The sequence below is a fragment of the Streptomyces sp. NPDC001493 genome, from assembly GCF_053597235.1.
This window is the reverse complement of the sequence record NZ_JBSFHV010000015.1, coordinates 155,176-170,025: the sequence shown is the minus strand read 5'-3', so window position 1 is coordinate 170,025 and position 14,850 is coordinate 155,176. Positions and strand designations below refer to the sequence as shown.

The following is a 14,850-nucleotide window of genomic DNA, read 5'->3' as shown; positions in this document are numbered from 1 at the left end:
CGAAGCGCCGACAGCCGACCGTGGGCCGACCCGACCCGACCGGACCCGACCCGTCAGAGAACCCGCACCGCGCCCGTCGGCTGGTCGTAGCTCAGGTCGCGCTGGACCGTGCCGGTGCTGGAGTTCTGCGCGCCGACGAATTGGCCGTCGCCCACGTAGATCGCCACGTGGTACGCGCTGCCAGCGCTGCCCCAGTAGAGGATGTCGCCGGGCTGGAGGCTGTCCAGCGAGACCTGCGTACCGGCCACCGACTGGTCCTGGGAGACGCGCGGCAGGCTGACGCCGACCGAGGCGTACGCGGCCTGGACCAGGCCCGAGCAGTCCCACGAGTTCGGGCCGGTGCCGCCGGAGACGTACGCGTCGCCGATCTGCGCCTTGGCGAAGGCGACCACCGCGGCGGCGGAGCCGGAGACGCTCGACGAGGAGGACGAAGAGGAGGCGGCGATGGTCGTCGCGGTGGCGGAGGAGCCGGAGGAGGCGCTGAGCGTGGTGCGCGCGGCGCTGCGGGAGGCGCGCGCGGCGGCCTCCTCCTTGGCCTCGGCTTCCGCCTTGGCCTTCGCGGCGGCTTCGGCCTTCTTCTTGGCCTCTGCCTTGCGGACGGCCTCGGCCTTGGCCTTGGTCGCCGTCTTCGCGGCGCTCTCGGCCGCAGCATCCTCGGAGGCACGCGTCTGGAGGTCGAGGGCGACCTGCTGCGTGGCCTGTACGGAGGCGTCGAGGGCGGTGGAGAGGCCGACGGTGATCGTGGGCATCTCGATGGTCTGGGTCACCGGCTCGGCCTGCGCGGGGCCGGCAGCGCCTGCGACCGCGATGGTGCTGAGCACGCCACCGGCAACTCCGGCCCGCAGCGTCGTCCTGGACGATCGCTGACGGGGCTTCCGGTGGCTGGGTATGTGAGCGGTGTGGGACATGAGTACTAGCGCTATCAGGGCTGTATGGCTCCCATCAAGAAACGTGTGTTGCGCCACAGTTACGTCCGGAATCTGAGAATCCGCTTGCGTGGAACCTTTATTGACCCCGTAACGGGCAAATTGGACACGCATCCATAACGCTGTGATCACGGGGTTTTGGCAATACGCCCGAATTGCCCGTCGCTTACCATCTGTTCACCCCGGTGGCCAAGCCCGCTTGATTCGGGGCAGGTACGACGTGACGCAGGTCACTGTATGTGCCACCTGTGAAGGGCAACCGCGCGCGCGGGCCCCGCGTCCACGCCCGACCTCGACGGGCGCGTTCCGGCGGGTGCCCCCGCGCTCTCCCCGGGAGCCTCGGCGCGTGTCCGTGCGCACCCCCGCCCGACACCTTCCATGCGCTCAGCCGGAGTCGCCCCGACGCTCTCTGCGTGAGTGCCCGGAGGTCGCCCCGGCGCTCGTGCCCCCGTTCACAGACTCGCTCACCGACGGACTCCCGATCGGTTCCGGACGGCTTCCGTCGGCTCCGGCCGCCCTCGGGTCACCTCGCCCCGGCCTCGGCCGGCACCTCTCCGCGCCCCGTACGCCCGGAAGTTCGCGCTTGCGGTGCGATGTCCACATCGTTCCGCGCAATCCCTCGTCCGAGTGGCATCGAATCCGGCGAATCCCTATATCACCCGTGCCTGTCCATCGCCAATTTGCGCGCAGCGGCAATCCGTTGATAGTGCGCCACCGCCTTGACCAGCGGTAACAACTTCGAATGTCACCACTCGTGATCACTTGGCCGCTTCTCGTGTGAACATCTCCGCTCATCCGACTTCATGATCGTTCGTCAGGTGGTGGAGATCACAAAGGCGTTGGTGTACCCCGTGTCGCAGATCACAGGACAGCGGGCATAGTATGCGGGGCAGTCGGGCTTGTGAACTGCCTCACATGTGCACGATCTTGGTGAGGTGGGGAGCCGGTCGCCCGATGCGGTCCAACGGTCAAGGACGACTGGAAGGAGCGAGGAGCGTGAATGCCTACGCGCCCATCCTCGTGCTCGGCGCCCTCGGGGCAGGGTTTGCGATCTTCTCCGTGGTCATGGCCACGCTTATCGGCCCCAAGCGCTACAACCGGGCAAAGCTCGAAGCGTACGAGTGCGGTATCGAACCCACTCCGACTCCCGCCGGAGGCGGTCGCTTCCCCATCAAGTACTACCTGACGGCGATGCTCTTCATCGTCTTCGACATCGAGATCGTCTTCCTCTATCCCTGGGCCGTCACTTTCGACGCCCTGGGGATGTTCGGGCTCGTGGAGATGCTGCTCTTCGTGCTCACCGTCTTCGTCGCCTACGCGTACGTGTGGCGGCGCGGCGGCCTGGAATGGGACTGAGGGGCTGAGGGGCACATGGGACTCGAAGAGAAACTGCCAAGTGGCTTCGTACTGACCACTGTCGAGCAGGCCGCCGGATGGGTACGGAAGTCTTCGGTCTTCCCCGCCACCTTCGGTCTGGCCTGCTGCGCCATCGAGATGATGACGACCGGAGCCGGGCGGTACGACCTCGCCCGCTTCGGGATGGAGGTCTTCCGGGGGTCGCCGCGCCAGGCGGACCTGATGATCGTCGCCGGGCGGGTCAGCCAGAAGATGGCGCCCGTGCTGCGGCAGGTCTACGACCAGATGCCGAATCCCAAGTGGGTCATTTCCATGGGGGTTTGTGCTTCATCGGGCGGTATGTTCAACAATTACGCCATTGTTCAGGGTGTTGACCACATTGTCCCCGTCGATATCTATTTGCCGGGGTGCCCGCCGCGTCCCGAGATGCTGATGGACGCCATCCTCAAACTCCACCAGAAGATCCAGGGCTCCAAGCTCGGGGTCAACGCGGAGGAAGCCGCCCGCGAGGCGGAGGAGGCGGCCCTCAAGGCGCTCCCCCTGATCGAGATGAAGGGGCTCCTCCGGTGAGCGACAACCCCAGCGGCGGCAACGGCGCCGCCGCCGACGGCCAGAACAGCGCCAACGGCCAGAACGGCGCCGCCCTCCCCACCCCCCGGGGCGACGGAGGCGAGGTCATCCGCGTACGGAAGGGGATGTTCGGCGCCAACAACGGCGGCGACACCTCCGGTTACGGCGGACTCGTCCGCACCGTTCGGCTGCCGCACGCGAGCCCCCGCCCGTACGGCGGCTGGTTCGACGAGGTGGCCGACGAGCTCGAAGGCGCCCTGGACGAGCAGGGGCTCGTACCCGAGAACGCCATCGAGCGGACCGTGGTCGACCGCGGCGAGCTGACCTTCCACATCGCGCGCGAGCACCTGGTGACCGTCGCCCGCACCCTGCGCGACGACCCGGCGCTCCGCTTCGAGCTCTGCACCGGCGTCAGCGGGGTCCACTTCCTCGGCGACAAGGGCCGCGAGCTGCACGCCGTGTACCACCTGCGGTCCCTCACCCACGGCCGGCTGATCCGGCTGGAGGTGTCCGCGCCCGACAGCGACCCGCACGTTCCCTCGCTGGTCGCGGTCTACCCGACCAACGACTGGCACGAGCGCGAGGCGTACGACTTCTTCGGGCTCGTCTTCGACGGGCACCCCGCGCTCACCCGGATCATGATGCCGGACGACTGGCAGGGCTTCCCGCAGCGCAAGGACTACCCGCTCGGCGGCATCGCCGTCGAGTACAAGGGCGCCCAGATCCCGGCTCCGGACCAGCGGAGGTCGTACTCCTGATGACCACTTCCCACGCAACGCCCCGCGACACGACCGAGGGGACTGTATATACAGTCACCGGCGGCGACTGGGACGAGGTCGTCGAGGCGGCCGGCAAGTCCGACGACGAACGCATCATCGTCAACATGGGGCCCCAGCACCCGTCCACGCACGGCGTGCTGCGGCTGATCCTGGAGATCGACGGCGAGACCGTCACCGAGGCCCGCTGCGGCATCGGCTACCTCCACACCGGCATCGAGAAGAACCTCGAATTCCGGAACTGGACCCAGGGCACCACGTTCGTCACGCGCATGGACTACCTGACGCCGTTCTTCAACGAGACGGCGTACTGCCTCGCGGTCGAGAAGCTCCTCGGCATCGAGGACCAGATCCCCGACCGCGCCAGCGTGATCCGCGTCCTGCTCATGGAGCTGAACCGGATCTCCTCGCACCTCGTGTGCATCGCCACCGGCGGCATGGAGCTCGGCTCCACCACGATCATGATCTACGGGTTCCGCGACCGTGAACTGATCCTCGACCTCTTCGAGCTGATCACCGGGCTCCGGATGAACCACGCGTTCGTCCGCCCCGGCGGCCTCGCCCAGGACCTGCCGCCCGGCGCGATCGACCAGATCCGCTCCTTCGTCACCACCATGAAGCGGAACCTGCCGGAGTACGACAAGCTCGCCACCGGCAACCCGATCTTCAAGGCGCGCATGCAGGACGTCGGCTACCTCGACCTCGCCGGCTGCGTCGCGCTCGGCGCCACCGGCCCGGTCCTGCGGTCCGCCGGCCTCCCGCACGACCTGCGCAAGACCGACCCGTACTGCGGCTACGAGACGTACGACTTCGACGTGCCGACCGCCGACACCTGCGACTCCTACGGGCGCTTCCTCATCCGTGTGGAAGAGATGCGTCAGTCGCTGCGGATCGTCGAGCAGTGCCTGGACCGGCTGGCGCCCGGCCCGGTCATGGTCGCCGACAAGAAGATCGCCTGGCCCGCGCAGCTCGCGCTCGGACCGGACGGGCTCGGCAACTCGCTCGAACACATCAAGAAGATCATGGGCACCTCCATGGAGGCCCTGATCCACCACTTCAAGCTGGTGACCGAGGGATTCCGGGTCCCCGCCGGGCAGGCGTACGTCGCCGTCGAATCGCCCAAGGGCGAACTCGGCGTGCACGTCGTCTCCGACGGCGGCACCCGCCCCTACCGGGTCCACTTCCGCGACCCGTCGTTCACCAACCTCCAGGCCATGGCGGCGATGTGCGAGGGCGGCCAGGTCGCCGACGTCATCGTCGCCGTCGCGTCCATCGACCCCGTGATGGGAGGCGTCGACCGGTGACCGCAGCGAATCAAGAGGTCAGTCTGGGGATGCCGCAGCTCCCCGCCCCCGCCTACCCCGACGACGTACGGGCCCGGCTCGAAACGGACGCGCGGGAGGTGATCGCCCGCTACCCCGACAGCCGCTCCGCGCTGCTGCCGCTGCTCCACCTCGTCCAGTCCGAGGAGGGGTACGTCTCCCGTACGGGCATGGCCCTCTGCGCCGAACTCCTCGGGCTCACCACGGCGGAGGTCACGGCCGTCGCGACCTTCTACACGATGTACCGGCGCAAGCCGAGCGGCGACTACCAGGTCGGTGTCTGCACCAACACCCTCTGCGCGGTCATGGGCGGCGACGCCATCTTCGACCGGCTCAAGACGCACCTGGGTGTCGGCAACGACGAGACCACCGACGACGGCAAGGTCACCCTCGAACACATCGAGTGCAACGCGGCCTGCGACTACGCGCCCGTCGTGATGGTGAACTGGGAGTTCTTCGACAACCAGACCCCCGAGAGCGCGACGAAGCTCGTCGACGACCTCATCGCCGGGCGGACCGTCGAACCCACCCGGGGCGCCCCGATCTGCTCGTACAAGGAGACCGCCCGCATCCTCGCCGGGTTCCCCGACGAGCGCCCCGGCGCGGTCGCCGCGAGCGGCGGCGCCGGACCCGCCTCCCTGGTCGGGCTCCGCCTCGCCAAGGGCGAAACCACCCCGGGACACCGGGTCGTCTCCCAGCGCCGGGACGTCCCCGCCGGCCGGCCGCACGACCCCTCGCCGTCCGAGCACCTCAGCTCGCACGACGCACCGCAGCAGACATCGGCCTCCGACCCGGACAACCCGGCCGGACCCGCAGCCGAGGAGGGGGAGTGATGACCTTGGCCGCCGAGATCGACAGGAACGGGACCAGCCCCGAGAAGCTCCTCTCCCCGGTCCTCTCCGCCCACTGGGACGAAGCGGAACCCTGGACGCTGGAGAGCTACCGCCGCCACGACGGGTACGAGGGCCTGCGCAAGGCCCTCGCCATGACGCCCGACGACCTGATCGCGTACGTCAAGGACTCCGGTCTGCGCGGACGCGGCGGCGCCGGCTTCCCCACCGGGATGAAATGGCAGTTCATCCCGCAGGGCGACGGCAAGCCGCACTACCTCGTCGTCAACGCCGACGAGTCGGAGCCCGGCACCTGCAAGGACATCCCGCTCCTCTTCGCCAACCCGCACAGCCTCATCGAGGGCATCGTGATCGCCTGCTACGCGATCCGCTCCTCGCACGCCTTCATCTACCTGCGCGGCGAGGTCGTGCCCGTCCTGCGGCGGCTGCACGAAGCCGTCCGCGAGGCGTACGCGGCCGGCTACCTCGGCAAGGACGCCCTCGGCCCCGGACTCGACCTCGAACTGACCGTGCACGCGGGCGCCGGGGCGTACATCTGCGGCGAGGAGACGGCGCTGCTCGACTCCCTCGAAGGACGGCGCGGCCAGCCCCGGCTGCGGCCCCCCTTCCCCGCGGTCGCCGGTCTGTACGCCTGCCCCACCGTGGTGAACAACGTGGAGTCCATCGCCTCGGTTCCCGCGATCCTCCAGCGCGGCAAGGACTGGTTCAAGTCGATGGGCAGCGAGAAGTCCCCGGGCTTCACGCTCTACTCGCTCAGCGGCCACGTCACCAGCCCCGGCCAGTACGAGGCCCCGCTCGGCATCACGCTGCGCCAGCTGCTCGACATGAGCGGCGGCATCCGCGCCGGGCACCGCCTCAAGTTCTGGACCCCGGGCGGCTCGTCCACCCCGATGTTCACCGACGAACACCTCGACGTCCCCCTCGACTACGAGGGCGTCGGCGCCGCCGGCTCCATGCTCGGCACCAAGGCGCTCCAGTGCTTCGACGAGACGACCTGCGTGGTGCGGGCCGTCACCCGGTGGACCGAGTTCTACGCCCACGAGTCCTGCGGCAAGTGCACACCCTGCCGCGAAGGCACCTACTGGCTCGTCCAGTTGCTCCGCGACATCGAAGCGGGCAAGGGCCGCCCCGGCGACCTCGACAAGCTCAACGACATCGCCGACAACATCAACGGCAAGTCCTTCTGCGCGCTGGGCGACGGTGCCGCCTCGCCGATCTTCTCCTCGCTGAAGTACTTCCGCGAGGAGTACGAGCAGCACATCACCGGCAAGGGCTGCCCCTTCGACCCCGCGAAGTCGACCCTCTGGGCCGACGACAAAGACACCGACGACCAAGACGCTCACCGGGGGGTGAACGCATGACAGTCACCACGAGTGCGCCCTCCGGGGGCGGACAGGCGGCCGTACCGCCCGAGGACCTCGTCACGCTGACCATCGACGGCATCGAGACCAGCGTCCCCAAGGGGACCCTCGTCATCCGCGCCGCCGAGGAACTCGGCATCGAGATCCCCCGGTTCTGCGACCACCCGCTCCTCGACCCGGCCGGCGCCTGCCGCCAGTGCATCGTCGAGGTGGAGGGCCAGCGCAAGCCGATGGCCTCCTGCACCATCACCTGCACCGACGGCATGGTCGTCAAGTCGCAGCTCACCTCGCCCGTCGCCGAGAAGGCCCAGAAGGGTGTGATGGAGCTGCTGCTCATCAACCACCCGCTGGACTGCCCGGTCTGCGACAAGGGCGGCGAGTGTCCGCTGCAGAACCAGTCGCTCTCGCACGGCACCGCCGAATCCCGTTTCGACGGGCGCAAGCGGACGTTCGAGAAGCCCGTCCCCATCTCCACCCAGGTGCTGCTGGACCGCGAACGCTGCGTGCTCTGCGCCCGCTGCACCCGGTTCTCCAACCAGGTGGCCGGCGACCCCATGATCGAGCTGCTGGAACGCGGCGCGCTCCAGCAGGTCGGCACCGGCGAGGGCGACCCCTTCGAGTCGTACTTCTCCGGCAACACCATCCAGATCTGCCCGGTCGGGGCGCTCACCTCGGCGGCGTACCGCTTCCGGTCGCGCCCCTTCGACCTGGTCTCCTCGCCCTCGGTCTGCGAACACTGCGCGGGCGGCTGCGCCACCCGCACCGACCACCGGCGCGGCAAGGTCATGCGCCGCCTCGCGGCCAACGACCCCGAGGTCAACGAAGAGTGGCTGTGCGACAAGGGACGCTTCGGCTTCCGCTACGCCCAGCAGCGCGACCGGCTCACCACCCCGCTGGTCCGCAACGCCGACGGCGACCTCGAACCCGCGTCCTGGCCGGAGGCGCTCGCCGCCGCCGCGGCGGGACTCGGCGCGGCACGCGGCCGGGCCGGGGTGCTGACCGGAGGCCGGCTCACCGTCGAGGACGCGTACGCGTACAGCAAGTTCGCGCGGGTCGCCCTGGGCACCAACGACATCGACTTCCGGGCCCGCGTCCACAGCGGCGAGGAGGCCGACTTCCTGGCCGCCCGCGTCGCCGGACGCGGCCGCGACCTGGACGGCGAGGGCGTCACCTACACCTCGCTGGAGAAGGCGTCGGCGGTCCTGCTCGCCGGATTCGAGTCCGAGGAGGAGGCGCCCGGCGTCTTCCTCCGGCTCCGCAAGGCCCACCGCAAGCACGGCCAGCGGACCTGGGCGCTCGCCTCGCACGCCACCCGCGGGCTGGAGAAGGCGGGCGGCACCCTGCTGCCGGCCGCCCCCGGCACCGAGACCGAGTGGCTGGACGCGCTCGCCGGAGGCGTCGGACTCGACGAGGCCGGAGCGGCCGCCGCCGAAGCGCTGCGCGGCGAGAACTCCGTCATCGTCGTCGGCGAACGGCTCGCCGGGGTCCCCGGCGCGCTGACCGCCGTCCTGCGCACCGCCACCGCCACCGGCGCCGCCCTGGTGTGGATTCCGCGCCGGGCCGGGGAACGCGGGGCGCTGGAAGCCGGGGCCCTGCCGACCCTGCTGCCCGGCGGCCGCCCGGCCACCGACCCGCACGCCCGCCAGGAGGTCGCCGCCCTCTGGGGCCTCGGCGACCTGCCCGCCCGCCACGGGCGCGACACCAGCCAGATCCTCGGCGCCGCCGCCACCGGCGAACTCGGCGCACTGCTCGTCGCGGGCGTCGAACCCCGCGACCTGCCGGACCCGGCCGCCGCGCTCGCCGCGCTGGACCAGGTCGGCTTCCTCGTCTCGCTGGAGCTGCGGCCCAGCGAGGTCACCGACCGCGCCGACGTGGTGCTGCCGGTCGCCGCCGTCGTCGAGAAGTCCGGCACCTTCCTCAACTGGGAAGGCCGCGCCCGGATGTTCGAGGCGGCGCTGAAGCCCGAGCAGATGACCCGTACCCTCGCGCCGACCGACGGCCGGGTGCTGCACATGCTGGCCGACGCCCTCGACACCCACCTCGGGCTGCCCGACCTCGCCTCCGCCCGGCGCGAACTCGACCGGCTCGGCGGCTGGACCGGCTCGCACGCGAGCGTCCCGAGGGAGATCGGACGCCCGCTGCCCCGGCCCGGCGACGGCGAGGCGATCCTCGCCGGCCACCGCATGCTGCTCGACCTCGGCCGGCTCCAGGAGGGCGACGAGGCGCTGGCCGGCACCCGGCACGCCGCCGTCGCCCGGCTCTCGGCGCACACCGCGGCCGAGACCGGGGTGAAGGACGGCGACCTGCTCGCCGTCACCGGACCGGCCGGCAGCGTCGAACTCCCGCTGCGGATCACCGAGATGCCGGACCGGGTGGTCTGGGTGCCGCTCAACTCCACCGGACGCGGCGTCCCCGCGCAGACCGGCGCCCGCCCCGGCGGCCTGGTCCGCATCGGCCCCGCCACCACCGCAGCCCCCGCCCACTCACCGGAGGTGCGAGCGTGAACAGCCTCGCTCACCTGGCCACGGCGCCCGGCAGTGCCCCGCTGGCCGCCGAGGACCTCTCGATGTTCGGCACCGACCCCTGGTGGCTGGTGGTCGTCAAGGCGGTCTTCTGCTTCGCGTTCCTGATGGTGACCGTGCTCTTCGCGATCGTCTGGGAGCGCAAGGTCGTCGCCTGGATGCAGCTGCGCATCGGCCCCAACCGGAACGGCCCCTGGGGGCTGCTCCAGTCGCTCGCCGACGGCGTCAAGCTGATGCTGAAGGAAGACCTGATCGTCAAGCGCGCCGACCGGGTCGTCTACATCCTCGCGCCGATCGTCGCGGCCGTCCCGGCGTTCATGGCGATCGCCGTTATCCCGTTCGGCCCGTCCGGCAACGAGGTGTCGATCTTCGGCCACCGTACGACGATGCAGCTCACCGACCTGCCGATCGCGATGCTCTACATTCTTGCGGTCGCCTCGGTCGGCATCTACGGCATCGTCCTCGCCGGCTGGTCCTCCGGCTCGACCTACCCGCTCCTCGGCGGGCTCCGGTCCTGCGCCCAGATGATCAGCTACGAGATCGCGATGGGCGCCGCGTTCGCCTCGGTCTTCCTCTACTCCGGGTCGATGTCGACCTCGAAGATCGTGGAAGCCCAGCACGACCGCTGGTTCATCATCCTGCTGCCGGTCTCCTTCATCATCTACATCGTCACCATGGTCGGCGAGACCAACCGCGCCCCGTTCGACATGCCGGAGTCCGAGGGCGACCTCGTCGGCGGCTTCAACACCGAGTACTCCTCCATCAAGTTCGCGATGTTCATGCTCGCCGAGTACGTGAACATGGTGACGGTCTCCGCGGTCTCCGCGACCCTCTTCCTGGGCGGCTGGCGGGCCCCGTACCCGATCAGCACCTTCTGGGAGGGCGCGAACCACGGCTGGTGGCCGATGCTCTGGTTCGTCGTCAAGGTCCAGGTGCTCCTCTTCTTCTTCATCTGGCTCCGCGGCTCGCTGCCCCGCGTCCGCTACGACCAGCTGATGAAGCTCGGCTGGAAGGTCCTCATCCCGGTCTCCGTGGTCTGGCTGATGATGGTCGCCACCGTGCGCGCCCTGAACAACGAGGGGTACGACTTCTCGAGGATCGTGCTGTACGTGGCGGGTGCCGTGATCGCCGTGCTGCTGATCTCCTTCCTCGCCGATTCCTTCCGCGACCGCAAGGGCCGCGAGGAGGAGGCGAAGGCGGGCCCGCCGCCCGAGTTCGACCCGATGGCGGGCGGATTCCCCGTACCGCCGCTGCCCGGACAGACCCTGCCGCCCGTGCCCCGGCGCACCCCGCGCCGCGAGCGGGAGCTCGTTGTCAGTGGTGGCCCCGATACTCAGAGTGACGGAAACGTGAGTGACGGAAAGGAGGCCGACCGTGTCTGAGGCACCAGACCCCTCGGGGTCGTCGAGCGACAAGTTCCAGAACCCCGTGGCCGGCTTCGGCGTGACCTTCAAGGCCATGTTCAAGAAGCGGCTCACCGAGCAGTACCCGGAGACGCCGAAGGTGACGGCGCCGCGCTTCCACGGCCGTCACCAGCTCAACCGGCACCCGGACGGCCTGGAGAAGTGCATCGGCTGCGAGCTGTGCGCCTGGGCCTGTCCGGCCGACGCCATCTACGTCGAGGGCGCGGACAACACCGACGAGGAGCGGTACTCCCCGGGCGAACGGTACGGCCGCGTCTACCAGATCAACTACGCGCGCTGCATTCTCTGCGGTCTCTGCATCGAGGCGTGCCCCACCCGGGCGCTCACGATGACCAACGAGTTCGAGCTCGCCAACACCACCCGCGCCAGCCTCATCTACACCAAGGACGAGCTGCTCGCGGGACTGGAGGAGGGCATGGTCGACAGCCCGCACGCGATCTTCCCCGGCATGGACGAACAGGACTACTACCGGGGCCTGGTGACCGAGGCCGCCCCCGGCACCGAGCGCCAGACGGCGGTGACCAAGGGCGAGAAGGCGGACGAGCCCGGCTCCGAGGCCGCCGCCGCCGCGTCCCACGAACACGACCACGCGCACGCGGGCCACGGCCACGGTTCGCACGGACACGGTTCGCAGGGTCAGAGGGGAGCGGGCGCATGAGCGCGCTGGCCGCAGCGGCCTCCACCACCTCGACCGGCGAGGCCGTCCAGTTCTGGATCCTCGGTACGGTCGCCCTGCTCGGCGCCCTCTTCACCGTCCTGATGAAGCGGGCCGTGCACAGCGCGCTCTCGCTCGCCGGGACCATGATCGTGCTGGCGGTGTTCTACCTCGCCAACGGCGCGTACTTCCTCGGCATCGTGCAGGTCGTCGTCTACACCGGCGCGATCATGATGCTCTTCCTCTTCGTCGTGATGCTCGTCGGCGTCACCGCCGCGGACTCGCTGAAGGAGACCCTCAAGGGCCAGCGCTGGCTGGCCGCCGGATGCGGTCTCGGCTTCGGGGTGCTGCTCGTCGCCGGCATCGGCAACGCCTCCCTGAACAGCTTCAACGGCCTCGGCACCGCCAACGCCGTGCACGGGGGGAACGTCGAGGGACTCGCCAACCTCATCTTCACCAAGTACGTCTTCGCGTTCGAGATCACCGGCGCCCTGCTCATCACCGCGACGGTCGGGGCGATGGTGCTCACCCACAAGGAACGCACCGAACGCGCGCAGACGCAGCGGGAGATGTCCGAGGCCCGGGTCCGCTCGAACCACCTGCCGCCGCTGCCCGCCCCCGGCGTCTACGCCCGGCACAACGCCGTGGACATCGCCGGTCTGCTGCCCGACGGCACCCCGTCCGAGCTGACCGTGATGCGCACCCTGCGCGACCGCGGCCAGATCCGCGACGTCTCCGAGGAGGCGCTCGCCGACCTCAAGGCACTGGAACAGCGGTCCGGTGAGCGTCTCGGACGCTCCACCGCCCTCTCCGCCCGGGGCGCTTCAGGGCCCTCGGGGCGCCCGACCGACCGCGCCGGGAACGGGGAGGACACCCAGTGAATCCCGTCAACTACCTCTACCTGGCAGCCCTGCTGTTCACCATCGGTGCCTGTGGGGTGCTGATCCGGCGGAACGCGATCGTGGTGTTCATGTGCGTGGAGCTGATGCTCAACGCCTGCAACCTCGCCTTCGTCACCTTCTCCCGCATGCACGGCAACCTCGACGGCCAGATCATCGCGTTCTTCACGATGGTCGTCGCCGCCGCGGAAGTCGTCGTCGGGCTGGCGATCATCGTGTCGCTGTTCCGCTCCCGCCATTCGGCCTCGGTCGACGACGCCAGCCTGATGAAGCTGTGAGGGGCTGAATCGTGGAGAACCTGATCGCGCTGCTCATCGCGGCGCCCCTGCTCGGAGCGGCCGTCCTGCTGTGCGGGGGCCGCCGTCTCGACCGGGCCGGACACTGGCTCGGCACCCTGCTCGCCGCCGTGTCGTTCGTGCTGGCCGTGGTGCTCTTCGCCGACATGCTCGGCAAGGGCGCCGAAGAACGCCTGCTGCACCAGAAGCTGTTCAGCTGGATTCCCGTGGAGGGCTTCCAGGCCGACGTCGCCTTCCAGCTCGACCAGCTGTCGATGACGTTCGTCCTGCTGATCACCAGTGTGGGCACCCTGATCCACATCTACTCGATCGGCTACATGGAGCACGACGAACGCCGTCGCCGCTTCTTCGGCTATCTCAACCTGTTCGTCGCGGCGATGCTCATCCTGGTCCTCGCCGACAACTACCTGCTGCTGTACGTCGGATGGGAGGGCGTCGGCCTCGCCTCGTACCTCCTCATCGGCTTCTGGCAGCACAAGCCCAGCGCGGCCACCGCCGCCAAGAAGGCCTTCCTGGTCAACCGGGTCGGCGACATGGGCCTCTCCATCGCGATCATGCTGATGTTCACCACCTTCGGCACCTTCGCCTTCGGCCCGGTGCTCGGAGCGACCGGGGACACCAGCGAGGGCAAGCTCACCGCGATCGGCCTGATGCTGCTGCTCGCCGCCTGCGGCAAGTCCGCGCAGGTGCCCCTGCAGTCCTGGCTCGGCGACGCGATGGAGGGCCCGACCCCGGTCTCCGCCCTCATCCACGCCGCGACCATGGTCACCGCGGGCGTGTACCTCGTCGTCCGCTCCGGAGCGATCTTCAACGCCGCCCCGGACGCCCAGCTCGTCGTCGCGATCGTCGGAGCGGTCACGCTCCTGTTCGGTGCGATCGTCGGTTGCGCCAAGGACGACATCAAGAAGGCGCTGGCCGGCTCGACGATGTCGCAGATCGGCTACATGGTCCTCGCCGCGGGCCTCGGCCCCATCGGATACGTCTTCGCGATCATGCACCTGGTGACGCACGGCTTCTTCAAGGCCGGGCTCTTCCTCGGTGCCGGTTCGGTCATGCACGGCATGAACGACGAGGTCGACATGAGGAAGTTCGGCGGCCTGCGGAAGTACATGCCGGTCACCTTCATCACCTTCGGCCTCGGCTACCTCGCCATCATCGGCTTCCCCGGCCTCTCCGGTTTCTTCTCCAAGGACAAGATCATCGAGGCGGCCTTCGCCAAGGGCGGCACCGAGGGCTGGATCCTCGGCTCCGTCGCCCTGCTGGGCGCCGCGATCACCGCGTTCTACATGACGCGCGTGATGCTGATGACCTTCTTCGGCGAGAAGCGCTGGCAGCCCGACGCCGAAGGCCACGAGCCCCACCCGCACGAGTCCCCGAAGTCGATGACGATCCCCATGATCGTGCTCGCCTTCGGCTCGGTCTTCGCGGGCGGCTTCTTCTCGATCGGCGACCGGTTCCTGCACTGGCTGGAGCCCGTCACCGGCCACGACCACGGCGACTCCCCGGTCGGCGCGACCACCGTCACCGGCGCCACCATGGTGGTGCTCGTCATCGGCGTCGCCATCGCCTGGGCGATGTACGGCCGCCGGCCGGTGCCCGCCCTCGCCCCGCGCGGTTCGCTGCTCACCCGGGCGGCCCGCCGCGACCTCCTGCAGGACGACTTCAACCACGTCGTCCTGGTCCGCGGCGGCGAGCACCTCACCCGCTCCCTGGTCTACGTCGACCACTCCCTGGTCGACGGCGTCGTCAACGGCACGGCCGCCACGGTCGGCGGGCTCTCCGGCCGGCTGCGCAAACTGCAGAACGGCTACGCCCGCTCCTACGCGGTCTCGATGTTCGGCGGTACGGCGGTCCTCATCGCCGCGACCCTGCTGATGAGGGCGGTCTGATCA

13 protein-coding genes are annotated in these 14,850 nt (G+C 69.6%); 12 read left to right on the top strand and 1 reads right to left on the bottom strand.

The genetic code is table 11. From position 1 onward, the window contains the following. Positions 1 to 53 precede the first annotated feature (53 nt). The gene (locus ACWCWD_RS22150; RefSeq protein WP_450774746.1) at positions 54 to 908 is read right to left on the bottom strand and encodes a C40 family peptidase; all 855 of its coding nucleotides are present in this window, start codon (positions 906 to 908) and stop codon (positions 54 to 56) included. Between the two features lie 1,014 nt (positions 909 to 1,922). Between ACWCWD_RS22150 and ACWCWD_RS22145 the strand changes: the two genes are divergently transcribed. From ACWCWD_RS22145 to nuoL, 12 genes are read left to right on the top strand one after another with little or no spacing between them, the layout of a single operon-like run. After that, on the top strand, positions 1,923 to 2,282 hold the full coding sequence (locus tag ACWCWD_RS22145) for an NADH-quinone oxidoreductase subunit A (RefSeq protein WP_266705409.1): 360 nt from the start codon (positions 1,923 to 1,925) through the stop codon (positions 2,280 to 2,282). Between the two features lie 15 nt (positions 2,283 to 2,297). Continuing rightward, positions 2,298 to 2,852: a NuoB/complex I 20 kDa subunit family protein gene (locus ACWCWD_RS22140; RefSeq protein ID WP_111337185.1), complete on the top strand. Its 555-nt coding sequence runs from the start codon at positions 2,298 to 2,300 to the stop codon at positions 2,850 to 2,852. Further along, positions 2,849 to 3,610 (top strand): NADH-quinone oxidoreductase subunit C, encoded by a 762-nt coding sequence (locus ACWCWD_RS22135; RefSeq protein WP_450774744.1) that lies wholly within the window; start codon positions 2,849 to 2,851, stop codon positions 3,608 to 3,610. The genes ACWCWD_RS22140 and ACWCWD_RS22135 overlap by 4 nt, the downstream gene beginning before the upstream one ends. After that, the gene (locus tag ACWCWD_RS22130; RefSeq protein ID WP_450774742.1) at positions 3,610 to 4,932 is read left to right on the top strand and encodes an NADH-quinone oxidoreductase subunit D; all 1,323 of its coding nucleotides are present in this window, start codon (positions 3,610 to 3,612) and stop codon (positions 4,930 to 4,932) included. The genes ACWCWD_RS22135 and ACWCWD_RS22130 overlap by 1 nt, the downstream gene beginning before the upstream one ends. A 29-nt stretch (positions 4,933 to 4,961) precedes the next feature. After that, entirely contained in the window at positions 4,962 to 5,783 is an 822-nt protein-coding gene (nuoE, locus tag ACWCWD_RS22125; protein ID WP_450774835.1) for an NADH-quinone oxidoreductase subunit NuoE, read from the top strand. Continuing rightward, on the top strand, positions 5,783 to 7,162 hold the full coding sequence (gene nuoF / locus ACWCWD_RS22120; RefSeq protein ID WP_390959892.1) for an NADH-quinone oxidoreductase subunit NuoF: 1,380 nt from the start codon (positions 5,783 to 5,785) through the stop codon (positions 7,160 to 7,162). Before nuoE ends, nuoF begins: the two co-directional genes overlap by 1 nt. Next, positions 7,159 to 9,666 (top strand): NADH-quinone oxidoreductase subunit G, encoded by a 2,508-nt coding sequence (locus ACWCWD_RS22115; protein WP_450774740.1) that lies wholly within the window; start codon positions 7,159 to 7,161, stop codon positions 9,664 to 9,666. Before nuoF ends, ACWCWD_RS22115 begins: the two co-directional genes overlap by 4 nt. Beyond that, positions 9,663 to 11,066: an NADH-quinone oxidoreductase subunit NuoH gene (nuoH, locus tag ACWCWD_RS22110; protein ID WP_450774738.1), complete on the top strand. Its 1,404-nt coding sequence runs from the start codon at positions 9,663 to 9,665 to the stop codon at positions 11,064 to 11,066. Before ACWCWD_RS22115 ends, nuoH begins: the two co-directional genes overlap by 4 nt. Then, on the top strand, positions 11,059 to 11,766 hold the full coding sequence (gene nuoI, locus ACWCWD_RS22105; RefSeq protein WP_450774736.1) for an NADH-quinone oxidoreductase subunit NuoI: 708 nt from the start codon (positions 11,059 to 11,061) through the stop codon (positions 11,764 to 11,766). Before nuoH ends, nuoI begins: the two co-directional genes overlap by 8 nt. Continuing rightward, entirely contained in the window at positions 11,763 to 12,644 is an 882-nt protein-coding gene (locus ACWCWD_RS22100; protein WP_450774734.1) for an NADH-quinone oxidoreductase subunit J, read from the top strand. The genes nuoI and ACWCWD_RS22100 overlap by 4 nt, the downstream gene beginning before the upstream one ends. Beyond that, positions 12,641 to 12,940 carry an NADH-quinone oxidoreductase subunit NuoK gene (gene nuoK, locus ACWCWD_RS22095; protein ID WP_266705390.1) on the top strand — a complete coding sequence of 100 codons (300 nt, stop codon included), beginning with the start codon at positions 12,641 to 12,643 and terminating at the stop codon, positions 12,938 to 12,940. Before ACWCWD_RS22100 ends, nuoK begins: the two co-directional genes overlap by 4 nt. Before the next feature lie 11 nt (positions 12,941 to 12,951). Further along, the gene (nuoL, locus tag ACWCWD_RS22090) at positions 12,952 to 14,847 is read left to right on the top strand and encodes an NADH-quinone oxidoreductase subunit L (RefSeq protein WP_450774732.1); all 1,896 of its coding nucleotides are present in this window, start codon (positions 12,952 to 12,954) and stop codon (positions 14,845 to 14,847) included. The last annotated feature ends 3 nt before the right edge of the window (positions 14,848 to 14,850 follow it).